At 45.6% G+C, this 21,126-nt stretch carries 24 protein-coding genes, 1 pseudogene and 2 other annotated features; of the genes and pseudogenes, 12 read left to right on the forward strand and 13 right to left on the reverse strand.

The window, feature by feature from the left end:
- Positions 1-4 precede the first annotated feature (4 nt).
- The 4 genes from ABSY64_RS05085 to ABSY64_RS05100 form a co-directional block, all read right to left on the reverse strand.
- Positions 5-1,285, reverse strand: a complete 1,281-nt coding sequence (locus ABSY64_RS05085; protein ID WP_349642002.1) for an O-acetylhomoserine aminocarboxypropyltransferase/cysteine synthase family protein — start codon at positions 1,283-1,285, stop codon at positions 5-7.
- Positions 1,260-2,195 (reverse strand): methylenetetrahydrofolate reductase [NAD(P)H], encoded by a 936-nt coding sequence (gene metF, locus ABSY64_RS05090; protein WP_349642003.1) that lies wholly within the window; start codon positions 2,193-2,195, stop codon positions 1,260-1,262. The genes ABSY64_RS05085 and metF overlap by 26 nt, the downstream gene beginning before the upstream one ends.
- 5 nt (positions 2,196-2,200) lie before the next feature.
- Complete coding sequence (gene metE / locus ABSY64_RS05095; protein WP_349642004.1) at positions 2,201-4,483, reverse strand: 5-methyltetrahydropteroyltriglutamate--homocysteine S-methyltransferase; 2,283 nt, start codon at positions 4,481-4,483, stop codon at positions 2,201-2,203.
- A gap of 83 nt (positions 4,484-4,566) precedes the next feature.
- Positions 4,567-4,817 (reverse strand) — a binding site (T-box leader).
- Between the two features lie 53 nt (positions 4,818-4,870).
- Positions 4,871-5,665 carry a homoserine O-acetyltransferase/O-succinyltransferase family protein gene (locus tag ABSY64_RS05100; protein WP_349642005.1) on the reverse strand — a complete coding sequence of 265 codons (795 nt, stop codon included), beginning with the start codon at positions 5,663-5,665 and terminating at the stop codon, positions 4,871-4,873.
- Positions 5,666-6,068: 403 nt separating this feature from the next.
- Positions 6,069-6,311 (forward strand) — a binding site (T-box leader).
- A 45-nt stretch (positions 6,312-6,356) separates the two neighbouring features.
- Between ABSY64_RS05100 and ABSY64_RS05105 the strand changes: the two are divergent.
- The 3 genes and pseudogenes from ABSY64_RS05105 (at position 6,357) to ABSY64_RS05115 (ending at position 8,696) form a co-directional block, all read left to right on the forward strand.
- Positions 6,357-7,518: pseudogene (locus tag ABSY64_RS05105) on the forward strand (trans-sulfuration enzyme family protein).
- 85 nt (positions 7,519-7,603) lie between these two features.
- Positions 7,604-8,119: a GNAT family N-acetyltransferase gene (locus tag ABSY64_RS05110; RefSeq protein ID WP_349642006.1), complete on the forward strand. Its 516-nt coding sequence runs from the start codon at positions 7,604-7,606 to the stop codon at positions 8,117-8,119.
- Between the two features lies 1 nt (position 8,120).
- Positions 8,121-8,696, forward strand: a complete 576-nt coding sequence (locus tag ABSY64_RS05115; protein ID WP_349642007.1) for an NAD(P)H-dependent oxidoreductase — start codon at positions 8,121-8,123, stop codon at positions 8,694-8,696.
- A 46-nt stretch (positions 8,697-8,742) separates the two neighbouring features.
- Here the strand turns inward: ABSY64_RS05115 and ABSY64_RS05120 are convergent, their stop codons facing one another.
- Complete coding sequence (locus ABSY64_RS05120) at positions 8,743-8,931, reverse strand: hypothetical protein (protein ID WP_349642008.1); 189 nt, start codon at positions 8,929-8,931, stop codon at positions 8,743-8,745.
- Between the two features lie 571 nt (positions 8,932-9,502).
- On the opposite strand from ABSY64_RS05120, the gene ABSY64_RS05125 reads away from it, so the two are divergent.
- Entirely contained in the window at positions 9,503-9,634 is a 132-nt protein-coding gene (locus ABSY64_RS05125; RefSeq protein ID WP_349642009.1) for a hypothetical protein, read from the forward strand.
- Here ABSY64_RS05125 and ABSY64_RS05130 read toward each other — a convergent pair.
- Positions 9,631-12,711 carry a KxYKxGKxW signal peptide domain-containing protein gene (locus tag ABSY64_RS05130; protein ID WP_349642010.1) on the reverse strand — a complete coding sequence of 1,027 codons (3,081 nt, stop codon included), beginning with the start codon at positions 12,709-12,711 and terminating at the stop codon, positions 9,631-9,633. The genes ABSY64_RS05125 and ABSY64_RS05130 overlap by 4 nt on opposite strands.
- A gap of 288 nt (positions 12,712-12,999) precedes the next feature.
- On the opposite strand from ABSY64_RS05130, the gene ABSY64_RS05135 reads away from it, so the two are divergent.
- The gene (locus tag ABSY64_RS05135; RefSeq protein ID WP_349642011.1) at positions 13,000-13,965 is read left to right on the forward strand and encodes a cation:proton antiporter; all 966 of its coding nucleotides are present in this window, start codon (positions 13,000-13,002) and stop codon (positions 13,963-13,965) included.
- Between the two features lie 33 nt (positions 13,966-13,998).
- On the opposite strand, the gene ABSY64_RS05140 is transcribed toward ABSY64_RS05135, so the two are convergent.
- Positions 13,999-14,613: a hypothetical protein gene (locus tag ABSY64_RS05140; RefSeq protein WP_349642012.1), complete on the reverse strand. Its 615-nt coding sequence runs from the start codon at positions 14,611-14,613 to the stop codon at positions 13,999-14,001.
- A 127-nt stretch (positions 14,614-14,740) separates the two neighbouring features.
- Here ABSY64_RS05140 and ABSY64_RS05145 point away from each other — a divergent pair, with 127 nt between their 5' ends.
- Positions 14,741-15,184 carry a LytTR family DNA-binding domain-containing protein gene (locus ABSY64_RS05145; RefSeq protein ID WP_349642013.1) on the forward strand — a complete coding sequence of 148 codons (444 nt, stop codon included), beginning with the start codon at positions 14,741-14,743 and terminating at the stop codon, positions 15,182-15,184.
- Positions 15,181-15,633: a DUF3021 domain-containing protein gene (locus tag ABSY64_RS05150; RefSeq protein WP_349642014.1), complete on the forward strand. Its 453-nt coding sequence runs from the start codon at positions 15,181-15,183 to the stop codon at positions 15,631-15,633. The genes ABSY64_RS05145 and ABSY64_RS05150 overlap by 4 nt, the downstream gene beginning before the upstream one ends.
- Positions 15,634-15,659: 26 nt before the next feature.
- On the opposite strand, the gene ABSY64_RS05155 is transcribed toward ABSY64_RS05150, so the two are convergent.
- From ABSY64_RS05155 to ABSY64_RS05165, 3 genes are all read right to left on the reverse strand, one after another.
- Entirely contained in the window at positions 15,660-15,833 is a 174-nt protein-coding gene (locus tag ABSY64_RS05155) for a hypothetical protein (RefSeq protein WP_349642015.1), read from the reverse strand.
- 3 nt (positions 15,834-15,836) lie between these two features.
- On the reverse strand, positions 15,837-16,049 hold the full coding sequence (locus ABSY64_RS05160) for a hypothetical protein (protein WP_349642016.1): 213 nt from the start codon (positions 16,047-16,049) through the stop codon (positions 15,837-15,839).
- A gap of 170 nt (positions 16,050-16,219) precedes the next feature.
- Positions 16,220-17,185: a phosphatase PAP2 family protein gene (locus tag ABSY64_RS05165; RefSeq protein ID WP_349642017.1), complete on the reverse strand. Its 966-nt coding sequence runs from the start codon at positions 17,183-17,185 to the stop codon at positions 16,220-16,222.
- 162 nt (positions 17,186-17,347) lie between these two features.
- On the opposite strand from ABSY64_RS05165, the gene ABSY64_RS05170 reads away from it, so the two are divergent.
- Complete coding sequence (locus ABSY64_RS05170) at positions 17,348-17,881, forward strand: NADPH-dependent FMN reductase (RefSeq protein WP_349642018.1); 534 nt, start codon at positions 17,348-17,350, stop codon at positions 17,879-17,881.
- 32 nt (positions 17,882-17,913) lie between these two features.
- On the opposite strand, the gene ABSY64_RS05175 is transcribed toward ABSY64_RS05170, so the two are convergent.
- The gene (locus tag ABSY64_RS05175) at positions 17,914-18,081 is read right to left on the reverse strand and encodes a hypothetical protein (RefSeq protein WP_349642019.1); all 168 of its coding nucleotides are present in this window, start codon (positions 18,079-18,081) and stop codon (positions 17,914-17,916) included.
- Positions 18,082-18,105: 24 nt separating this feature from the next.
- Positions 18,106-18,405: a SemiSWEET family transporter gene (locus ABSY64_RS05180; RefSeq protein ID WP_349642020.1), complete on the reverse strand. Its 300-nt coding sequence runs from the start codon at positions 18,403-18,405 to the stop codon at positions 18,106-18,108.
- Between the two features lie 119 nt (positions 18,406-18,524).
- Here ABSY64_RS05180 and ABSY64_RS05185 point away from each other — a divergent pair, with 119 nt between their 5' ends.
- The 4 genes from ABSY64_RS05185 to ABSY64_RS05200 all read left to right on the forward strand — a co-directional run bounded on the left by ABSY64_RS05185 (position 18,525) and on the right by ABSY64_RS05200 (position 20,611).
- The gene (locus ABSY64_RS05185; protein ID WP_349642021.1) at positions 18,525-18,887 is read left to right on the forward strand and encodes an MFS transporter; all 363 of its coding nucleotides are present in this window, start codon (positions 18,525-18,527) and stop codon (positions 18,885-18,887) included.
- A gap of 48 nt (positions 18,888-18,935) precedes the next feature.
- Complete coding sequence (locus tag ABSY64_RS05190) at positions 18,936-19,883, forward strand: MFS transporter (protein WP_349642022.1); 948 nt, start codon at positions 18,936-18,938, stop codon at positions 19,881-19,883.
- 244 nt (positions 19,884-20,127) lie between these two features.
- Entirely contained in the window at positions 20,128-20,379 is a 252-nt protein-coding gene (locus ABSY64_RS05195) for a hypothetical protein (RefSeq protein WP_349642023.1), read from the forward strand.
- A 94-nt stretch (positions 20,380-20,473) separates the two neighbouring features.
- A complete protein-coding gene (locus ABSY64_RS05200; protein WP_349642024.1) occupies positions 20,474-20,611 on the forward strand; it encodes a hypothetical protein in 138 nt (45 codons plus the stop codon).
- Here ABSY64_RS05200 and ABSY64_RS05205 read toward each other — a convergent pair.
- Positions 20,608-20,931 (reverse strand): DMT family transporter, encoded by a 324-nt coding sequence (locus ABSY64_RS05205; RefSeq protein ID WP_349642025.1) that lies wholly within the window; start codon positions 20,929-20,931, stop codon positions 20,608-20,610. The two genes, ABSY64_RS05200 and ABSY64_RS05205, sit on opposite strands and share 4 nt — an antisense overlap.
- Positions 20,932-21,126: the final 195 nt, after the last annotated feature.

The following is a 21,126-nucleotide window of genomic DNA, read 5'->3' on the forward strand; positions in this document are numbered from 1 at the left end:
CTCCTTATACTTGGGCCAGGGCTTGATCAAGGTCGGCGATGAGGTCGTCAACGTTCTCAATTCCGATTGAAATTCGGATGAGGTCCGGTGTGATACCGGCTGACTTGAGTTCTTCTTCGTTTAGTTGGGCATGCGTGGTTGAGGCAGGATGGATAATCAAAGACTTTGCGTCCGCAACGTTGGCCAAGAGCGAGAAGAGTTCGAGATGGTCGATTAATTCCTTACCCGCTTTTTCACCACCGGTAAGGCCTAGCGTGAAGATGGAGCCGACTCCGCGGGGAAAGTACTTTTCCGCAAGGTCGTGGTAAGGGGAATCCGGCAATTTCGGATACTTAATCCAAGCCACCTTAGGGTGTTTGCTTAAGTAATCGACGATTTTTTCCGTGTCGGAAACGTGGCGTTCTACTCGTAGCGAGAGACTTTCCAATCCTTGCAAAAGAAGAAAAGAATTGAAGGGGCTAATCGAGGCACCTAAATCACGCAAGCTTTCCGCACGTACCTTGGTGGTAAAAGCGGCGCCCTTCAAGTCGGCGAAAACCAAACCGTTGTACTGTTCGTTTGGTTCAGTCAAGCCGGGATACTTGCCGCTGGCCTTGTAGTCGAACTGGTCGCCTTCGACAATGATGCCGCCCATCGTAGTCCCGTGACCGCCAATAAACTTAGTGGCGGAGTGAATCACGATATCAGCACCATGTTCCAAAGGACGGACTAAGTAAGGCGTTCCGAAGGTGTTATCCACAATAAAGAGAATCTTGTGCTTGTGAGCAATGGCCGCGATGGCTTCAAAATCAACCAGGTTAATATTGGGGTTACCGATACTTTCGACATACAAAGCCTTGGTCTTTTCGTCGATGGCTGCTTCGAAATTAGTAGGGTCATCCGGATTAACAAAAGTGGTCTGAATCCCTAATTTGGGTAAAGTTACCGCAAACAGATTGTGCGTACCACCATACAAAGTTGCAGCCGAAACAATGTTGTCGCCTTGTTCCGCAATGTTGAGGATGGCGGACGTGATGGCGGCAGAGCCAGAAGCGAGAGTTACCCCTGCGGTTCCACCTTCCAAAGCAGCCATACGCTTGTCGACCACCTCAGTCGTCGGATTGGTCAAACGAGTATAGATGTTACCCGGTTCCTTTAGTGCGAAGCGGTCCGCAGCCTCCTTAGCATTCTTAAAAACATAAGAAGTCGTTTGGTAAATCGGAACGGCTCGAGAACCGGTAGCTGGGTCAACGCTTTGACCGGCGTCAACTTGTAGTGTTTCAAAGTGTAACTTTTCTTGACTCATAATGATCCTCCTGAGTGGTTTGATTGGCGTTAAAGTGGCTACTTTGGGTAGCTTGGAATAAGTTATGGGTGGCTTCCCAAATCCGCTGCGTATTTTCCATGTTGTTCATCGTGTAGAGATGGATGCCATCGACGCCGTTAGCAATCAAATCAACAATTTGATCAATGGCGTAGGCAATGCCTGCATCGCGCATGGCGACTGGGTTATCGGCGTAACGATCCATAATCGCGATGAACTTTCTGGGTAGCTTAATACCGGACATTTCGGTGATGCGCTTAATTTGCTTTAAGTTCGTACAGGGCATGATGCCGACTTCGACGGGTACGTGAATACCGGCGAGATCGAGGCGTTGCTTGAAATCCCAGTAGTCTTGATTGTCAAAGACCATTTGGGTAATCAAGTGACTGGCCCCTTTTTGCACCTTTTCCTTGAGGTACAAGGTATCGGAAACGACGCTGTCGGATTCAGGATGCTTTTGTGGATAGGCTGCACCAGAAACATCGAAATCACCATATCCTTTAATGAACTCAACGAGATCTGAAGCATAGCGGAAATCTCCGACGGCTGGTTTGTCCGTGCAGGCATCACCACGTAAGGCCAAAATGTTTTCCACCCCGTGGGCTTTCAGCTCTTCAAGATAGTCCGCTACTTCTTCCTTTGAATGGTACAAACAGGGAATGTGGGCAACGGATGGAATGTTCAAGTCGTTTTGAATTTGACTAGCGAGTTGCAGGGTTGCCTGTTCACTAAATCCCGCTGCCGCCGACTGAGTAATCGAAATAAAATCTGGTTGGATACTTTGAATGCCAGTCAGAGCTTGGATTAAGTTGTGACGTCCCTTTGGAGTTTTTGGAGGAAATATCTCCAATGAAAAGACCGTTTTATCTTTAAAAAGTTCTGACAAGGCCATTGATTTTACTCCTTTACTAGGTTTTCTGAGAGTTCGGCACGGGTTTGTTTGGTTGCACTAACAAGGTTTTCGAGGCTGGCAAAGGTTTCGGCTTCACCACGCGTCTTCAAACCACAATCTGGGTTCACCCAAACTTTGTCGACTGGTAACTTGGCCAAAATCTTTTGGATGATACCGTGGATTTCGTCCGTGCTTGGAATACGAGGTGAGTGAATGTCATAAACCCCAGGGCCAACTTCCGTTTCAAAGTGGTTCTTCTTCAATTCATCGATGATGGAAAGATCGGAACGAGATGCTTCAAATGAAATGACGTCAGCGTCCAAGGCATCGATAGCGGGGATGATGTCATTGAACTCGCTGTAGCACATGTGGGTGTGAATCTGAGTTTCCGGTTGGACACGGCTGTGAACCAACTTGAAGGCGGGCACGGCCCAGTCCAAATACTGGCTGTACCAGTCCGTCTTACGGAGTGGTAACTTTTCACGAAGGGCAGCTTCATCGATTTGGATGATAGCGATGCCGTGCTTTTCCAAATCCAAAACTTCATCTTGGATAGCCAGTGCGATTTGGGTAACGGATTCCTTTGGTGAAATGTCTTCACGTGGGAAGGACCAGTTGAAGATGGTTACCGGTCCAGTCAACATTCCCTTGACGGGCTTGTCGGTCAAAGACTGAGCATAAGTTGACGTTGCGACTGAGATAGGGTGCTTACGACTAACGTCACCCCAGATGATAGGGGGCTTAACGGCACGACTACCGTATGATTGGACCCAAGCCTTCTTGGTAAATACGAAGCCGGCCAAGTTTTCACCGAAGTATTCGACCATGTCGTTACGTTCGTATTCCCCGTGAACCAAGACATCGAAACCAGCTTCTTCTTGCCACTTGATGATGCGCTTGATCTTTTCATCGATGAATTCTTGGTATTGTTCGCGGTTAATTTCACCCTTGCGGAAACGTGAACGGTTTTCACGAACATCCTTCGTTTGTGGGAAGGAACCAATGGTAGTGGTTGGCAATTCAGGCAAGTTGAAACGCTTCTTTTGGAGCACTTCACGCTTAGCACGTTCGGGAGAGCGAACGAAGTCGCTATCCTTCAAGTCCTGCACACGTTTTTGAACAGCTGTATCGGCTGGATGTTGAATGTTATCGAAGACCTTTTGGTTTTCATCCAACTTATCCTTGTGGCCATCAAAGTAAATGGCGTTCAAGTCATTCAATTCGTTTAACTTTTGGTATGCAAATGATAGGTGCTGCTTGATGTCGCTAGCCAATTCAGTTTCGTTGTCGACGTTATAAGGAACGTGGAGCAACGAACATGAAGTTGAGATAACCAAGTTGTCTTCGGTCACTGGCAACTTTTTCAACAAATTAATTGTGGCGGTGTAGTTGTTGCGCCAAATGTTCTTACCGTTTAAGACGCCGGCGAAAAGGACCTTGTCGGCTGGGAAGCCCTTCTTACCAACGATGTCCAAGCTTTCCTTCCCTTCAAGGAAATCAAGGCCGAGGCCGTCGAAGTCAAGTTCAATCAAATCATCGTAGATGTCGCGTACATCGCCGAAGTAGGTTTGCAAGTTGACCTTGAAATTGTGCTTTTCGCTAAGCAAATCCTTGTAGATTTCCTTAAAGAGGGCGCGGTCGTCATCGCTCAAATCAAAGACGATGGCGGGTTCATCAATTTGCAACCAAGCAAGTTGATGTTCGTTGAGCTTCTTGAAGATGTCCTTGTAGGCTGCAACAACAGCTGGGGCAAAGTTGCGGGCTTGCTTTTCGCCGCTGAAGTGACCCAACTTCAACAAGGTGAAGGGACCAATCAAAGAAGTCTTAACGTTCTTGTGCTTTTTCAAGGCCTTCGTTAAGTCTTGGAAAAGCGTGTCGCCGGCGAGGCGTACTTCGGTGTCGTCATCAAATTCAGGTACCAAGTAGTGATAGTTGGTGTTGAACCACTTCTTAAGAGGCAAAGCCTTGACTGACTTGCCTTCGCTCTGGTAACCACGGGCCTGTGCGAAATATGTATCCAATGGATTCAATTTCAAGTCCTTGTAGCGCTTGGGGATGATGTTGAGCAAGTTCGCCAAGTCCAAAAGATTGTCGAAGTAGGAGAAGTCGCCCGTTGCAATCCAAGTCAAACCAGATTCGGCTTGCTTCTGCCAGTTCTTGTCCTTTAGGCCATCAGCGATATCGTTCAGTTGATCCTGGTCGATTTCACCCTTCCAATACTTTTCCGTTGCGCGCTTGAGTTCGCGGTTTTCACCAATTCGTGGAAATCCAATAATGTTCGTGCTCATACCTATAACCTCCTCAGGTTGCGTTGTTTTTATAATGATCTTGAAGTTCGGGCAAATAAAAAATCCCGCAGTCTTCGCAAAGACTACGGGACGATTAAATCGTGTTACCACCCTGATTTTGGTCAGCATCACTACTGACCACTCGACAGGTACGTCCAAAATGGAGATACCCTGACGCGATAACGGGCGCACCCGCAAGTAGTTAATTCAATGAACTCGCTACTTGTTTGAACTCCAAGACCATTTTCAAATTCTAAGCAAGACCGACTTTCACCAAAATGTCGGCTCTCTTTAGCTTGCCGCTGAACTTTACTTATCTCATCAACGTTTAATAATTTAATCAAAATATAATGCCATTGTTTCCTTCTGTCAAGAACTTTTTTAAATTTATTGCAATTTCTTGTTGACGAAGGGGGACAACCAAAGTCGGTAAAAGGCTCTAGTTGAACGTTGCCAGCTATTATGGGGCCGTTTATTTTTTCCAAAATAATTTTTTGGTTCGGCAGTTTTCAAACCGCGTTCACGGTCGCGGCGGAATTCTTGTGCCAAGGTTTGGGTGCTATACTCCAAGTGGCCGGTCACATAGTAACTGTTTAAATCGCGGTCATGGAAGAGGGTTGCGCCAAGTTCCTGGTTGCCGGCGATGCATTCCGCCTGTGGCCGCAAACTATCTTTTTCAATTCGGAAGTAGCGTGAATGGGGCATGGTGAAGGCTTGCGTTTGGTATACGCCGTAAGTTTTTTCTTCTAGCTGTTTTCCCTTACAAACGCCTTCGATTTCTCCGGCAGCCCAAGCGGCCCAGCAAGTAAAGAGACTGGTGCGGACGTGATCCTTACGCCAATCGAGCCATTTCTTAAACTCGTCCCAGTAGTCAATTTCGTTAAAGCTCTTGCGATCGAGTGGGGCACCCGAAATCAATAGTGCGTCGTATTGCTTATCTTCAATCTGATTCAAGGTGACGTACTTTTCGCGAATGTCATCTGCAAAGTGGCGGTAGTGGTGGCTGGCCATGCCGGCAAAAGTTAGATTGAAGTTATAGGGAGCATTCTTAAGAACACTAATAAATTGGTGTTCTGTTTCAGCGCGAGTGGGCATCAAGTTTACGATCACCAAATTAATACCATTGCGATCGCCGCGCGTACAGTTTTTGTTGTAGCCGTTTAGAATATTAATCTTTCCCATGCTGCAGTCCTTTCATCGGGTAAATAAAAAAAGTTTTTCGAATCATAGTTATTAGAAACCATGGGACGAAAAACTTGCGCGGTACCACCCAACTTTATTTAAGCATCACTACTTAAACCTCAACGACACAAACATGCCTGGGAAAATAACGGTTCCGGCCGGGCCGTCGGCTTGCACCGCGGGCCATTTACAGAGTTCATCTACCTGGCTCAATCCGGCCCTTCTTTGCACTAAACGAAGGTCACTGCAGACGGATTATTGAGCCAGGCTCTTCTCCAATATTTTGACTTTATGAATATGCGACGAGTATAAGCACATATTTTTTCTTTGTCAAATATCATTTTTCTAATTTAGAATTAATTTTCTCTTGACGAAGAGAAAATCCCGTTTTATACTGCAAGCAATCGAAACGTTGAAGAGATAAGTACCTAGCGGCGAATCTAAAGCGAGTCAACAGATGGTGAAAGTTGATGTTTCAAGGGTAGCGAAAATGGTCTCTGAGTGACAGTTGCTGTGAGTCTTCAGATTAGCAGTGGCCGGGTGCGCCCGTTATCGCGGCAGGGTATCTCTTTTTGACGTACCTATCGAGTGGTCGGCAGTGATGCTGACTAAAAACAGGGTGGTAACACGAATTTTCGTCCCGTAGTCTTGAACAGACTGCGGGACTTTTTTATTTGCGAGAGGAGCAATTATGACAGGATTTAACACGAAATTGATTTTTGGGAAAGGTCTTAACGACCTCCATGACAACAACACCGGTGCAGTTAACGTGCCAATTTATCAGTCGTCAACCTTTGCCTTTGACGACATTGATGGGGAAAACAAGTACGACTATTCCCGTTCACTCAACCCCACACGAGAATACTTGGAAAAAACAGATTGCGGCCCTTGAAGAAGCCCAACACGGTTTTGCCTTTGCCTCCGGAAGTGCTGCTATTCACGCCGTTTTCAGCTTCTTCCGTCCTGGTGACCACATCTTGGTTTCCAAGCACATTTACGGTGGAACTTTCCGCTTGATTCACGATTATTTGGAAAAGTTAGAGATTGAATTTACGCCGGTCGATACCCAGAACTTGGAAGAAGTTGAAGCGGCCGTTAAGGAAAATACCCGCGCCATTTACTTTGAGCCGGTCGACAATCCCTTCTTGAAGGTCACTTCAATTCGTACCATTTCAGCCATTGCCCGTCGCCACAAGTTTTTGACGATTGTGGATAACACCTTCTTGACGCCTTACTTGCAACAGGCACTGAAGCTAGGCGCCGACGTTGTCATTCACTCTGCTACCAAGTATTTGGCAGGGCACTCGGATGTTATTGCGGGGCTGGTGGTAACTGATGACAAGGCCGTGGCCGACCACGTTTACTTTGCCCAAAACGCCATTGGTGGAATTCTGGCACCCCAGGATTGTAATATCGTGATTCGTGGGATTAAGACTTTGTCGGTTCGCCTTGACCGTCACATTAAAAACGCGCAAAAGGTTTTGGCCTACTTGGAAAGTCGTGATGATGTGATTAGCAAAATCTATTATCCTGGACAGGCCGGCGATGCCAGTGACCAAGTGGCCAAGGAAGAAATTAAGGGCTACGGTGGTGTGATTTCCTTTGAAGTCAATGACAAGGTGGATGCCAAGAAATTGGTTAACAACACCAAATTGATCTGGTTGGCGGTGAGTCTGGGATCCGTCGAAAGTCTGATTGAATTGCCTTACTTCATGACGCACGCCGAATTACCGGTTGAAGAGCGTGAAAAGGCCGGTATCAAGACGAACCTGGTTCGTTTGTCCGTTGGTCTGGAAGATCCGGAAGACTTGATTGCCGACTTGGACCAAGCCTTTAAAATCGCTGAAAAATAATTCCAATAAATTCGCTAAAAATCCTGACGCGTCAAGGTCCAAAATAGTACAATAAGCCTGTAAATTAAAGATAGAGGATGCAACGATGCAAGGACAAATCAAGCTCGTGACCCCCAAGGACGTGATTCATTTACAGCAGTTAAGTATCGAATCTTTTTCCGATACTTTTCGTAAGGATAATGATCGTGCCCATCTGGCTGAATACTTGGCGAAAAACTATTCGGACCGACAGTTGACTGCCGAAGTCGCTAATCCCGATAGTGAATTTTATTTTAATATGGTCGGTGAAAAGTATGCTGGCTATATTAAGCTGAATGTCGGTCAAGCGCAGACCGAATACCGTGACGCCGATGGCATGGAAATCCAGCGCCTATACCTTAAGCAGCGCTATAAGGGCCAGGGACTGGGTCGCCAATTGATGGAATTTGCCATCAAGCAAGCCAAAAAAGCCGGTAAGAAGTACCTCTGGTTAGGTGTTTGGGAGGAAAACGAAAGCGCTTTGTCCTTTTATCAAAAAGTTGGTTTTATTGAATGTGGTGACCACGATTTCGATTTTGGTGGTGATCATCAACGCGATATCTTGATGAAAAAGGAATTGTAAAATGAAAATTTTAGTTATTCAGGGCAGTCCCGATGCAGGCTCTTTCAACCATGCTAATGCGCTGAACTATGTCGAAAAGGCTAAGCAGGCGGGTCACGAAGTGGAACTAGTTGACCTTGCGGAAGCTGATTTTGATCCAGTTTTGCGCTATGGCTACCGTAAGCACATGGAAGATGAAAGTTTTCCAGATAGTGTTCAGCAGAAGATGATTTGGGCTGACCACTGGACGATTTTCTTCCCAGTTTGGTGGGCGTCAGAACCTTCAGTTTTGCATGGTTTGCTCGAGCGAACATTGACGCCGCACGTTGCTTACCAGTACAAAAAGGTGACGGATATGTTGCCCGCTAAGCTTTTTAAGGGCAAGACGGCCGACCTCTTAATCACTTCCCGCGGCCCAGCCTTTTATACCCGTTACTTTGCTGGTGTTGTCGGACGCTGGCGAAACGGAATTCTCGGTTACTGCGGTGTAAAGCTTAAGCAAGTTAAAATCATGGGCATGATGCATAAGCCGAAGGATACGGATGCACGCCGTAAAGCCTTTATCGAAACTTGTGCCGCTACTTTGAATAATAAATAAGAAAAACCCTCACTCCTATGAGTGAGGGTTTTATTTTGCCCGAAAATTAATTTTCGTGACGACGACGAAGATATTCAAGGGTGCCAAGCATGGTCAATGAAGCCATACCCGCCATGAATAGTGCAGCATCGTCATTGTTTTCTTTAGCCTGCTTTCCTGTGTTAGGAAGGGCAGTCTGCTGGCTTTTGGCATTTGAAAGTGAACTAGCCACCGAAGCTGTGTGACTTTGCGCCATGGAAACGGCATCGCTCATCGAGTGCGTTTGGCTGGCGTGCTTTGAATAGTCGTTAGAACGGGAGTGGAAATCACTAGCGGATGTCGAGGCCGAAGTACTGCTTGATTCGCTCTTCGAATCAGAAGTTGAGGTCGAAGTCGAGTCAGAACTTGAGGCAGAGCCGGGGTCAACGGGTCCGTTAGAGTTTGAATGAGGATTTTTTGAACCAGAAATTGAACTGGAAATTGAGGTTGAGGTCGAGTCAGAACTTGAGGCAGAACCGGGGTCAACGGGACCATTCGGGTTTGAATGAGGATTTTTTGAACCAGAAATCGAACCAGAAATTGAGGTCGAAGTCGAGTCAGAACTTGAGGCAGAACCGGGGTCAACGGGACCATTCGAGTTTGAGTGAGAGTTGTTGGAACCAGAGATTGAACCGGAAATTGAGGTTGAGGTCGATGTGGATGCTGAACCCGAACCATTCTTGGAATTTGAATGAGGGGTTACAGAACCATTTGAACCGGCCTTTGACTTGCTGTCAGAAGTTGAAGCGGAAGTACTTGCAGAGTCCGACTTAGACTTTGAGTCCGAAATGGAAATACTTTCTGATTTTGAATCGGAATCAGAAATAGAATCAGACGTTGAGGTTGAGGTCGAAGCGCTAGCAGAACCGGCTCCGGATGCGGACTCTGAATTACTTGCCTTCGACTTTGACGTCGATTAGGAACTCGAAATTGATGCTGATGTGCTTCCCGACTTTGAGTCGGAAGTACTGTCGACGCCTGACTTTGAATCTGAAGTAGATTTACTTGCAGAAACACTTTCTGATTCGCTCTTCGACTTCGAAGTTGAAGTTGAAGCGCTATCTGAACCATTCTTTGAAGCAGAGGTACTTGCTGATTTTGAAGCAATTGAATCTGAAGTGGATTCACTCGCTGATTTAGAGTCAGCACCGCTCTTTGAAGCTGAGGTTGATTCACTTGCAGACTTTGAATTTACGGAATTCGATTCTGAAATGCTTTTTGATGTCGAAACAGATTCAGAAGTTGATGTACTTTCTGATTTTGACTTCGAATCGGTCGAGTCTGATTCAGAAATGCTTGTTGATGTTGAAGCTGATGTCGAATCAGAACTACTCTTAGATGTTGAAGTTGATTCACTCGCTGATTTAGAATCGACACTGCTCTTTGATGTTGATGCTGAGTCAGAGGCCGACTTATTAGCCGAAGTGGATTCACTTGCTGACTTTGAATCAGAAATGCTCTTTGACGTTGAGGCCTTCTTCGAATCCGACTCGGAAGCTGACTTTGAGGCAATCGAATCAGAAGTAGAAGTCGACTCGCTGGCCGATTTTGAAGCAGTAGATGCCGAGTCAGAAGCAGACTTGTTTGCCGAAGTCGATTCGCTCGCAGATTTCGATGTAGAATCTTTCTTCGATGTTGAAGCCGACTCACTGGCCGATTTCGAAGCGGTTGATGCCGAGTCAGAAGCGGATTTCTTAGCAGAAGTCGATTCACTGGCTGACTTTGAGGCAATCGAGTCAGAAGTGGAAGTAGACTCGCTGGCCGATTTTGAAGCAGTTGATGCCGAATCAGAAGCAGACTTATTCGCTGAAGTCGATTCGCTCGCGGATTTCGACGTCGAATCTTTCTTCGAAGTTGAAGTGGATTCACTGGCTGACTTTGAAATTGAATCTGAAACACTCTCCGCACCGGATTTTGAGGAACTAGCGTCCTTTGAAGCCGAAGTTGAGGAACTTTCAGATCCACTTGCCGACTTAGAATTTACGCCAGAAGTTGAACTTGAAACACTTTCGGAAGCAGAATGCGATGTACTTTGCGAAGAGCTACCTGAGTAGGAATCGGACAAACTCTTTGAGTTTGAACCGCTGGCATCCTTGCTGACACTTCCGGAAACACTTTCGGCATGTGATTCCGAATTGGAACCTGATGTCGATGATGAGATAGAGGTCGAAATGTAGCCATCGGTGTGCTTATAAACATAGGTATACTCGATGTTTTTATCGCTAGGGAATTTATCGACGATGTCGTAGCCACCCTGAGCATTTTTCACGGCTTCATCAGGGGCTTTGACCAGTTCGTAGCCGTCGATGTTTTCAGAAGCGGCATCGTAGGTAGCATTCGCGTTGTCCAAATCACTGTAGTAGTACTTGCCGGGAGCGATTTGCTGACCATTTTCATCGACGAAGTGAACGGTGACCAGGGTCTGACCTTCAACCAAATTAATGTTGGATTTACCAGAAGTATAGCCAACTACCGTGTCCGACTGATCGTTGCGATTATTGGTTTCGGTCGACGTGTACTTAACCTTGTGGTCAGTGTCGTTGGGGTTAGCGATGTTAATTCCCGTGTTAATCACGTAAGGCAGGGTAACGGTACCGTCAGCGTTGCTGTAGCGGTCCAAATCCTGGTTAATCGTGTCTTGGGAAATACCAGCATACTGCGACTTCAACAGGGTGATGTAGTTATCGCGGCTGACCGTGACACCTTGTTCTTTGCCGTAGTTGATTTCGTATTCGAGCTTGTTGTCAGCTAAACGACGAACACGGTACTGTCCGGGCTGAGGAATGTCATTCGTTTCAACAAAGTAGGTCGAAATGAGGGCAGTGTTGGCCGTGACATAGTTGTTGTTTGCGGCTTTGGAAGACCAACCGGGTGCTTCCGTAGCAGGACCATAACCGGATGGAATGGCCAAACGAGCCCAGAAGTAACCGCCTTCTTCGATGTAGGCCGGCTTGCCGGTAGAATCGACCGTGGCGGTGATAATCCGCTTCTCAACGTAGTCCTGACCATTATTGAGGAGAACTAGCTTTGAGAAAGGGCCGCCATCCGTGTTGTGGATACCAGAACGAATAGAAACACCCTGATTATCATTGGCCACAATCGAATTAACCGTATCAGCAACGTTGTTGTTTTCCTTAAAATCAGGAGAAGTTGGCAACGGATTCCAGGAGTAATGATGGGTCTGATCACCAATCGTTTGGGTAAAGGTTAAATCAGTCCCGTTACCAGCTGACTTAGGGAAGACCTGTTCTTGAGACAGCGAAAAGTTCAAAGTAACGCGGTAACCACGGTCGCTAAAGGACGGATCATCAATTGGGATAACGATGTTATCGCCATCAAAATGAACGCTATTTGAAATTCCATTCAAATGAGGACTCAAATTGCCGGCGTTCCAGTAGTTCAAACCAGGTTGGTTATCCAAGTTTGATGTGATGGGGATGGTAATGGTGTCGCCCTGCTTCAAACCTGAACCGTGGTTAATGACGAAGACGAACTGTGAACCGTTACCGTTATTGGCATCATCAACATAACCAGTTGGCAAAACCGCACCATCGTTGTATTGCCATGAAATGGAATTTGTGTGGACTTTGCCATCGCTAGCAAGGTCGCTGTAATTGTAGTTTGTGCCCTCACTGGCACCAACTCGGTTGCCCAAACCTTGATCAATCTCGTCCAAGGTAACCGCTGTGTCGCTGGTGCTTTGTGTCGAGGTATTTGAAGTGCTTTGTGTCGAGGTATTTGAAGTGCTTTGCTCAGTAGCAGAACTCGTCGATGCCGCCGTGGTGGTGACATTCAAAGCCATTGAATCGCCGTAAATTGCTTGGCTATCGCTGGTTGTCGAGGTGCTTTCTGAAGTCGTTGCACTAGTAGTGGTAGTACTGTCCGCTGAAGCCTGTTGATTTGCTATGGTCAGTCCTGATAAGAGGGAGAGGCCTGAAATCATCCAAAGTTTACCGGACTTGTACATTTTAAAATGCTCACGTCCTAAGTTTGTCATTCCAGTTATCTCTTTTCTATTTAACTGTACCAATTATAACACTTTGGGACAGTTAGGACGAAAATAAGAATTGTAATCAAGCTTGATCTAATGCAGTTTACACATATATTTGCTGTCGGGATTCTACAATCAAACCAATTTTTTATTTAAAAGACTATTTATTCTCATGTGTGCAGTTTGCTATAATAGAATCAAGTTAATATCACTTTCGGTTGGGCAAAAAAGCTTCAAGAATTCTTGGTCGGGGAACCAGGGTTCTTTGAAGCTTTTTATTTTTGAGGAGATGCCATGATTTGGATGAAGATTATGATTTTGATTGTTGGAACGCTGTTGGCCGGTAAAATCACGCAGCGACTCGGTTTGTCGGAAGTCGTCGGACAGTTATTAGCGGGGGTTTTGCTTGGCCCGGCACTTTTGAATTTTGTTCATAGTAACAATTTGATTGCTAGCTTGGCAGAATTTGGCGTGTTGTTGCTGATGTTCCAATCGGGTTTGCAGGCGGATTTGGATGCCATGAAAAAGCACTGGCGGGCCTCGTTCTGGATTGCCTTGCTCGGCATGATCTTGCCAATGATAGCTTTTCCAATTGCATTTTTGTGGCTTGGTTATCAGGAACCGGAAGCGATTTTCTCGGGAATGGTTTTTGCAGCCACGTCAATTTCCATCACGTTGGCAGTGCTGGTCGAACAAGGAAAACTCTCTTCGCCGATTGGCGCCATTATACTGGCAGCTGCAGTTATCGACGACATTCTCGCCTTAGTGGCTGTGACCGTCTTTTCAATTTTTTCTGGCAGTGGTGAATTTCACTGGCTGGACCTCATGCCAGTCATTGTTTTCTTCATTGGAATTGCAATTCAGTCCTGGTGGAGTCCGGACAAGCTGGTTAAGGGCACGACGATTTCGGGCGAATGGTTCTTTTATCCTATCTTTTTCGGATCGATTGGTTTGGAATTAAGCCTTAATAACATGGCTAGCAAAATTTGGATTATCCTGGCCTTTTCCATTTTGGCGATTGCAAGCAAATATCTGGGCGCCTTCTGGGGAGCACGCTTGTCTCACTTATCAAAAGATGGTTCTCGCGCCATCGGAGCCGGCATGATTTCTCGTGGTGAAATGGCGCTCGTCATCACGCAGATGGGCATTTCTAGTCATCTCATTAGTGAAAGTGTGGCCGGCGAGTTTATCATCGTCATCATTATCTCGACAATTGCAGCCCCATTAATCATGAAGCCTTTGTTTGCCAAAATTGATTGAGCGGAAATAAAAAAGCCCGGGAGGGCTTTTTTATTAATCTTGCATTGGCTTCGAGTCAATATAGGCTTTGGCATTTGGGTCGGATACAAAATTGTAGGTATAGGAATGACCATCTCCTGAGGTAGTCCATGGTTCAAAGTTTACATTATCTCCATCAACGTTATAGGGGACAGTAAATGATGCTCCTCCGGCATAAGTAATGATTAACTTATTTGGTTGGATTTGATAATGACCGGTGGCGCCACCGACGTACATTCCCAAGCCAGTGTGGCGAACAACGTGATCATCCTGGAAATAGAATTGTTTTATACCATCATGGACCAAATTCTGTGGTGATCCAGGTTTTTTCATAGCTTCTTCTACTGGAACGCCGTCGTAATCGGTCAACCGAAGATCAAACCCATTCCCAATCAACGCCGCCTGAACCTGCTTGATTTCATCATCGTCACTATTATCATCTGCATCGTCATCGCTTTTTTCACTTGAAGACGATGAGGAGCTAGATTCTTGGGAGCTTGATGAAGAACGTTCCTCTTTTTGAGGATGGTGGTCGGAAGAATTCTGGTCGCCAATGTAGTAGAGGACGCCGACAACGGCCACGATGGTGACTGCCGCGGTAGCTAAAATCGTGTAAATTTTATTCTGCATAAATTGCTCCTTCTCTCAAAAAAACATTATACAGAACCAGATATCTCCCGAATAGAACCAGATAGTCGGAATTGGGCGACACGACAAACAATTTGGCCTATAACTATAAGTGTCGAAAGGAGAGAAGATGAAAGTCACCTATAAAATTAATTCGGAGGCCGCTGGAGACTTGCTCAGTCTGACGGTTCGCCAGGATAGTGCCGATAACCAAGCTTTACTGGCCAACCTTCAAGATTTAGTTGATCAAGAACAGTTCACCATTAAAACCGAAGACGGTTACCGCAACTTTCCGGTCTTCCAAATTCACCGAATCTATACTTCAGCCAAGCGGGTTTACTGCCAAATTGGCGCGCAGAGTTACGAAATTCCAGAACGAATTTATCAAATGCGCAACCGTTTGTCCCATCACCGTTTCATTCGAATTTCTGCCGCTGAAATCGTTAACCGCGCTATCATCAAGCGCTTTGATTTAAGCAAAACCGGAGCCTATCAGCTCATCTTAAAAGATGGTTCCATCAGTCCCGTTTCTCGTCGTTATATGCAAAGTATTCGTAAGGAGTATCTGTCATGATTAAAAAAGTAATTCGCGTCGTTCTGCACAGTGCCATCATTGGTTTCTTCGTTGGCTTCACCGTTGCCATGGTTTGTTCACTATTAAATGAAACCAAGTACTTCATGCCGGCTAGTCCCGACTGGGTCAACCGCTTCAGCACGCCCCTTCAAGCAACCTTGGTGGCCGGCTTGCTTTGGATGGGCATGGGCATTGTCTTTGGTGTCGGGGCCTTGATTTTCAACTACATGGACGGCAGTATCACGAAGAAGACGATTATTCACTTCGCTTGGACCTTTATCGGTTTCGCCATCTTGGCTTTTAACGCCGGCTGGGATATCACCGGTTGGGATGGCACACTAATCTTTGTCGTGATCTTCATCATTGTCTACGTCATTATTTGGTCAATTTCCATGTTGCGCGCTCGCCAAAATGTTGACCAAGTCAACGCTACGCTGCACCTTAATTAATAGTACGAAAAAAGCCCTGAAAATTTTCAGGGCTTTTTCTTTTCTTGTACTTCTTGGACGGACAAGATTGAAACGACGACAGTCAGTAAGAAAAGGGTGAAACGAATTGGTTCTGGTAGGCGGTCAACAAGCCCGGACGCCCAGGCCAGGGCCAAAAGAAATAAAGGGGATAGCTTTCGTGCTAACTTCATGATGTTCATGATTTAGCCCAATATTTGATCCTTAACCTTGGTGAAAATCATCTGGCCCTTGGACTTTGATGACTGCGTACGACGGCTGTAAGGCACGTAGTTTGATTCGTTGGCGGCATGCACCGCAGCAATCCAAAGAGCGCCCATAATCATCAAAACCATGGCTGCTAAAACAGCAACGCGGCGGGGCGTCGGCTTAAAAGTACGTTCTTTTTCCATTCCCATATTCTTTCTCCCAATTCCTAAACTACTAATAGTTTAGCAATAAATGTCCGAGAAAAGGGGCTTCTACAGCCTTTTTAATCTGAATGTAAATCTTTTAACATTCTTGAAACATAGTGCAGCTTTTCAAGAACGATATTAGACACTCAAAGGATTAATGTTCTTATTGTATGTTACGAGTTTTTTACAGCTACTTTTTCATGTTCAACAAAATGGGCTTGTAGGAGGCGGCTGGCAAGAAAGACGAGGTTACCAACAATCAAACTCGCTACCGTCACATCACTCAGCCAATGGGCCCCGATGCGGACTCGGCTAAGCGCTGTCAAAATTGCAACGGACAAGCCTAAGACCGTCAAAATCAGCTGTGGACGAACCTTACTACGGGGAATGAAGAAGGGTAGGTAGAGCCACAGCCATCCCGAGGTCGTGTGGCCGGATGGAAAGGAATTGTGACCATTCATGCCATTAAGATGATACCAAGGGGTGAAGTGGTCGGGATGGCCGGCCAAAATGGTTTCGTAGGGACGGTAGCGACCCCAAAGACTTTTCATTTCATTGATGGTTAGGTTGGCCACGAAAACTAGGACGACGGCAACCAAGGCGGCACGCAGTAGGTAGTTTAAATCCGCTTCGTTTAGGCGACTCAAAGCATGCCAGATGGCTGCCATTATGAATAATAGTAGGACGATTGCCAGCAACCAGCGCAGACTTTCGGGATAGTTGAGGCTGGCGCTAGTATTGTTGGCCTTACCCAATGCAATGCCATCTTGGGCATTGTGGATGGCGGAGAATAAGTAGGATAGAAAGTCCTGCAATAAGGCGAGAATCTGATTAAAAGATAAAGCGATGAAACCGGCGCTTAGCGCTTTGTTACTGAGCTTTTGCGGATCACGCTGCCAGCTATAAAAAGCTAAAATTTGAAAGGCGATGATCAGTAAAAGGTTGGCGCCTTGATCGGCTGCAGTTTGGAAAATAACACCAAAGATCGAGTTCTGATTGATAACGGCGTGGCTAATTTGATAATCAAAAGCACTTGCCAAGGACAGAGACAGTAGGCCCAGAATCATCAAAATGATGTAGATTTTCTTTTCCCGGGCATAAGTGACAAAATTGGCCGATTGGCCAGGATTGTTCAACATACGACTTTCCTTTCGATACGCACCGATTGTGCACCTGAAGTATAACGTCTACTTTCTCTAAATAAGAGTCTTACTTTGTGAAAATTATCCTGGTAGAATATACCTGATTACATCTAGACGGGAAATTGTACGTCAATCCCACTTGTGAAAAGAGCTAAGTTTATGAAGAAAATCGGTATTATCATTGGGTCCAACCGTTCCCAACGAAGTTCATTGATTATTGGTCAATGGCTGCAAAGAAACCTGTCCGATATGCCATTTGATACCGAACTACTTGATTTGGGTAGCGTGAACTTACCTTGGTTGGATGAACCGGAATTGCCGGCAGCGGGTCATTATCAAATGCCTGCAACTCGTGCATGGGCCAAGGCCATTGCCGCCTGTGATGGCTTTATTATCGTCATGCCGCAGTATAATGGCGGCTATCCCGCCGTTTTGAAGAATGCCCTCGATACGGTTTTTGCTGAGTGGAGCGGCAAGCCGGTCGGCTTGGTTTCTTTTGGCGGACACGGCGGTGGTAAGGCGGCTACGGCACTCCAAATGGTTTTCTCCTTCTTGAAGTTGGAGGAAGTGCCCACCCAGCTGCAAGTATGGATTAAACCGGGTGCTTTGAATGTCGGGGATGCTGATGCCATTCTTGCCAAATATCAGTCCGATTTTGCCAAAATGGCTGACGAAATTGCTGAAAAAATCTAAACTAAAAGGCAGCTCATGGCGAGCTGCCTTTTTTATAATTCAGTTTGATAAAGAATCAAGGCGGAGTAGTACGAAGCCGATGGCGACGAATACTTAACGTCGATTACTTTTTTATTTTCTTGATAGAGTTGGTCTAATTCTTTGTTGAGTTTCTTTTGAAGTCCACCAAAAGTGAACGCATCAACACCTGTAACTTGCATGCCGATTCCTCCTGCTAAATAAGATTATAAAGCAGTCCAGAATGTTAGCAAGCCAAAGAGGATGCCGGGCATGTTGGCAATGGCCAACGGTAGGTCGCGGGGATGCTTGAAAAGTCCGTAAAAAACCCAGAGGGAACAGTTCAACGCTGCGACGAGGGGCTGCAAAGGCGTGCCTTTGTTGCCGGCCAAGTTCTGTCCAATTTGTGGAATATAAGTAACGTACATTAGGACCGATAGGATGGTCGCAATCCAGGAAATGTAATGGATAAATGTATCGAAATGAATGTGATGTTGTGAATGGTGTTTGCGGCGAGGAGCCTGCATAAGTACCTTCCTTTCTTTTTAAACTGTCTATGTTCACTTTAACACTAAGTGGCCCTTTTGTTAAATTGCACTGGTCTGAAAAGCGCTTTGTTAGGCGGACCTTTTGTCGTAAGATATAAGTGAAGAAAGTAGTTGAAGAGGGGATTTACATGCAAGACAAGCAGCAGGGTTTGCCCAAGCGTTCATTGAAATATTTGATTTACCTTAGTTTTGGTTTGTTTGGGACACAAATGGCCTTTGGCTTGGAATCATCGCAGCTGGGCCGGCTTTTTCAAACAATTGGTGCCGCACCAGAAGTGCTGGGCATGATTTTCATTATTCCACCGTTGACGGGGATGCTTGTCCAGCCCTTGGTAGGAAAGTATTCGGATCAGACTTGGTTGCCCAAGCTTGGTGGCCGGCGAATGCCCTATCTGATTATCGGTAGTATTTTAACGGTTCTTTCCTTAGTAGTTCTGCCCAATTCTGGTTCCTTTGGCTGATCAACGGCCATTGCGGTTTCTGTCGCAACTCTTGTTCTAGGTGTTTTCATGATTGCCTCGAATATTTGTGCGCAGCCCTATAAGATGTTGGTGGGGGATTTAGTTTCTGACGAACAGCGTGGGCAGGCCTTCTCCATTCAGTCTTTATTGATGAACGGTGGGACGGTTTTGGCAACCATCACGCCCTTTGTGATGACGTCGATTGGGATTAGTAACACTGCCAAGGCTGGCGTGGTCCCCGACACGGTTAAGTATGCTTTTTATTTCGCCGCTGCCGCGATTGCACTCTGCTCCATTGTGACAATTTGGCAAATTGATGAACTGTCGCCGGCTGAATTTAAAGCTCTACATGGGCAAGCAGCCGCCGAAGAAACACCACGCAAATCCATGTGGCAGTTAACCAAGGAGTCAGCAAGAATTTTTTGGCTAGTTGGCCTTGTCCAGTTCTTTGCCTTTTTCGCCTTTTCCTATTTATGGGTTTATGGTGCGGGTGCGATGGCCAAGAACATTTATAACGCTGTTGATGCTAATTCTGCTGGTTACCAGGCTGGTGGAAATTTATTTGGAATCTATTCTGCTTTTTACGCCCTAGTCATTGTCTTTGTGACGATTCTCTTGTCGCGTTTACCACGGAAGTATTACCGTTTGGCTTGGACAATCACGCTCTTTATCGCTGGAGCAGGTTTCGTCTTGATTTTCCTAGCGCATGACTTAGTTTGGATGACGGTTGCCTTTGTTTTAGTCGGCGTTGGCTGGTCGGGAACTAATATATATCCCGTAACCTTTATCACGGATGCCGCGCCAAAGGATTATATGGGGACTTATATAGGGTTGATGAACATTCAGGTCTGCATTCCCCAAATTGCTGCTTCGATACTATCGGTGATTTTTCTACCAATGTTCCATGGTTCGATGCCGGCGATGATTTTCTTGGCGGCTTTTGTTCTTTTTGCTGCCGGTCTCGCCTCACTTCTGATTTCTGACACGGATGTGTAATATTTGTAATATTTCGTAATATTTCGTAATTTAAAAGCGTCTTGCATGTGTGCGAGGCGCTTTTTTACATGAAAATCGAGTCATAAATGTAACATTAATGTTACATTTATGCTGCATAAACATATTAAATGTATAAAATCGCGATTTATTTGTCCAAATTTAATAAAATTTTGACAATTTCTTTTTGTCTTTGTTACAATAACGTTACAGTAATATTTTTGTAACGAAGAAAGAAGGCTTTTCGATGGAATCAGCTGTAGAAAATATTATTCAATCAATCGCCGATCACCCACTTTGGGTCGGTCTCTTTGGTGGGGTTCTCCTCATCATCGGTGTGATTTGGCAATGGGCATCGGATCGTGATGAACTGGCTCAGATTCACGACCCACAAGCTCGTGAGATTGCAAAGCTGCGGATGCAGTTACGCAAGAACGCGTCTGCCCAGTTACTCCAGCAGCAAAATACCTGGAATAGCACGTCCAATCACAGTTATTAATCATTGGTTGCCTTGCAACATCACTATCTCAAATATAAAAATCATTGCATGACCAGGCAAGGAGAGAGGTTTGGCCATAGAAAGGAAGTTCGTTATGAACAAAGTTAATAATCGTCAACAAAAAGTTGCTGAAACGCAAAAAGTTTTACTTTGGACAGCTGCCCTTAGTTCAATTACCCTTTTAATTCGTACGGTTTCATTCTTTGCTGAACTATTCCGCCTGCGTTTTTAATGACCAGGACCGTAAAGATTTAATATTACTGCCCCGACCACAATTAGCATGAGGCCGAGCAGGGTGGGGATGTTGAGGCTTTCTCGCCAAATGACAACATTCAAAACCGCCGTTAAGACAATACCGACGCCGGCCCAGATGGCATAAACGACGCTAATGTTGATGGTTTTCATGGCAATTGCTAAGAAATAAAAGCAAACGCCGTATGCTGCTAGTGCTCCCACGCTAGCCCATAGAACGGAAAAGCCATTGGAAGCTTTCAAAAGATTAGTGCCGATTAGTTCGCCACAGATGGCCAGTGTTAAAAATAAGTATCCCATCGTTTAATTCCTTCGTATTTGCTAGATTATTTTTAGTATAGCAAGAGCTTCTCAGAAATGTTACCGCCACAATCTTATAAAAGAATTGTAGATGAAAGATTACCGGTCTTCGCACAGCTGGCGATCTTTTTTTGTTGGCTTAAAATCAGGCTATGGTATACTTAATATTAAATTTAAATGAGAGAAGCTTAGAAT

The organism is Eupransor demetentiae, assembly GCF_963930865.1.
GTDB lineage: Bacteria > Bacillota > Bacilli > Lactobacillales > Lactobacillaceae > Eupransor > Eupransor demetentiae.

Coding starts and splice junctions, on each gene's coding strand:
- ABSY64_RS05140 (WP_349642012.1), bottom strand. CDS start 14,613: ATGCAGAATAAAATTTACACGATTTTAGCTACCGCGGCAGTCACCATC.
- ABSY64_RS05160 (WP_349642016.1), bottom strand. CDS start 16,049: ATGGGAATGGAAAAAGAACGTACTTTTAAGCCGACGCCCCGCCGCGTT.
- ABSY64_RS05125 (WP_349642009.1), top strand. CDS start 9,503: ATGGAAATACTTTCTGATTTTGAATCGGAATCAGAAATAGAATCAGAC.
- ABSY64_RS05120 (WP_349642008.1), bottom strand. CDS start 8,931: ATGGCGCAAAGTCACACAGCTTCGGTGGCTAGTTCACTTTCAAATGCC.
- ABSY64_RS05180 (WP_349642020.1), bottom strand. CDS start 18,405: ATGCAGGCTCCTCGCCGCAAACACCATTCACAACATCACATTCATTTC.
- ABSY64_RS05175 (WP_349642019.1), bottom strand. CDS start 18,081: ATGCAAGTTACAGGTGTTGATGCGTTCACTTTTGGTGGACTTCAAAAG.
- ABSY64_RS05135 (WP_349642011.1), top strand. CDS start 13,000: ATGATTTGGATGAAGATTATGATTTTGATTGTTGGAACGCTGTTGGCC.
- ABSY64_RS05130 (WP_349642010.1), bottom strand. CDS start 12,711: ATGACAAACTTAGGACGTGAGCATTTTAAAATGTACAAGTCCGGTAAA.
- ABSY64_RS05150 (WP_349642014.1), top strand. CDS start 15,181: ATGATTAAAAAAGTAATTCGCGTCGTTCTGCACAGTGCCATCATTGGT.
- ABSY64_RS05195 (WP_349642023.1), top strand. CDS start 20,128: ATGGAATCAGCTGTAGAAAATATTATTCAATCAATCGCCGATCACCCA.
- ABSY64_RS05085 (WP_349642002.1), bottom strand. CDS start 1,285: ATGAGTCAAGAAAAGTTACACTTTGAAACACTACAAGTTGACGCCGGT.
- ABSY64_RS05165 (WP_349642017.1), bottom strand. CDS start 17,185: ATGTTGAACAATCCTGGCCAATCGGCCAATTTTGTCACTTATGCCCGG.
- ABSY64_RS05155 (WP_349642015.1), bottom strand. CDS start 15,833: ATGAACATCATGAAGTTAGCACGAAAGCTATCCCCTTTATTTCTTTTG.
- metF (WP_349642003.1), bottom strand. CDS start 2,195: ATGGCCTTGTCAGAACTTTTTAAAGATAAAACGGTCTTTTCATTGGAG.
- ABSY64_RS05115 (WP_349642007.1), top strand. CDS start 8,121: ATGAAAATTTTAGTTATTCAGGGCAGTCCCGATGCAGGCTCTTTCAAC.
- ABSY64_RS05110 (WP_349642006.1), top strand. CDS start 7,604: ATGCAAGGACAAATCAAGCTCGTGACCCCCAAGGACGTGATTCATTTA.
- ABSY64_RS05190 (WP_349642022.1), top strand. CDS start 18,936: ATGATTGCCTCGAATATTTGTGCGCAGCCCTATAAGATGTTGGTGGGG.
- ABSY64_RS05145 (WP_349642013.1), top strand. CDS start 14,741: ATGAAAGTCACCTATAAAATTAATTCGGAGGCCGCTGGAGACTTGCTC.
- metE (WP_349642004.1), bottom strand. CDS start 4,483: ATGAGCACGAACATTATTGGATTTCCACGAATTGGTGAAAACCGCGAA.
- ABSY64_RS05170 (WP_349642018.1), top strand. CDS start 17,348: ATGAAGAAAATCGGTATTATCATTGGGTCCAACCGTTCCCAACGAAGT.
- ABSY64_RS05205 (WP_349642025.1), bottom strand. CDS start 20,931: ATGGGATACTTATTTTTAACACTGGCCATCTGTGGCGAACTAATCGGC.
- ABSY64_RS05100 (WP_349642005.1), bottom strand. CDS start 5,665: ATGGGAAAGATTAATATTCTAAACGGCTACAACAAAAACTGTACGCGC.
- ABSY64_RS05200 (WP_349642024.1), top strand. CDS start 20,474: ATGAACAAAGTTAATAATCGTCAACAAAAAGTTGCTGAAACGCAAAAA.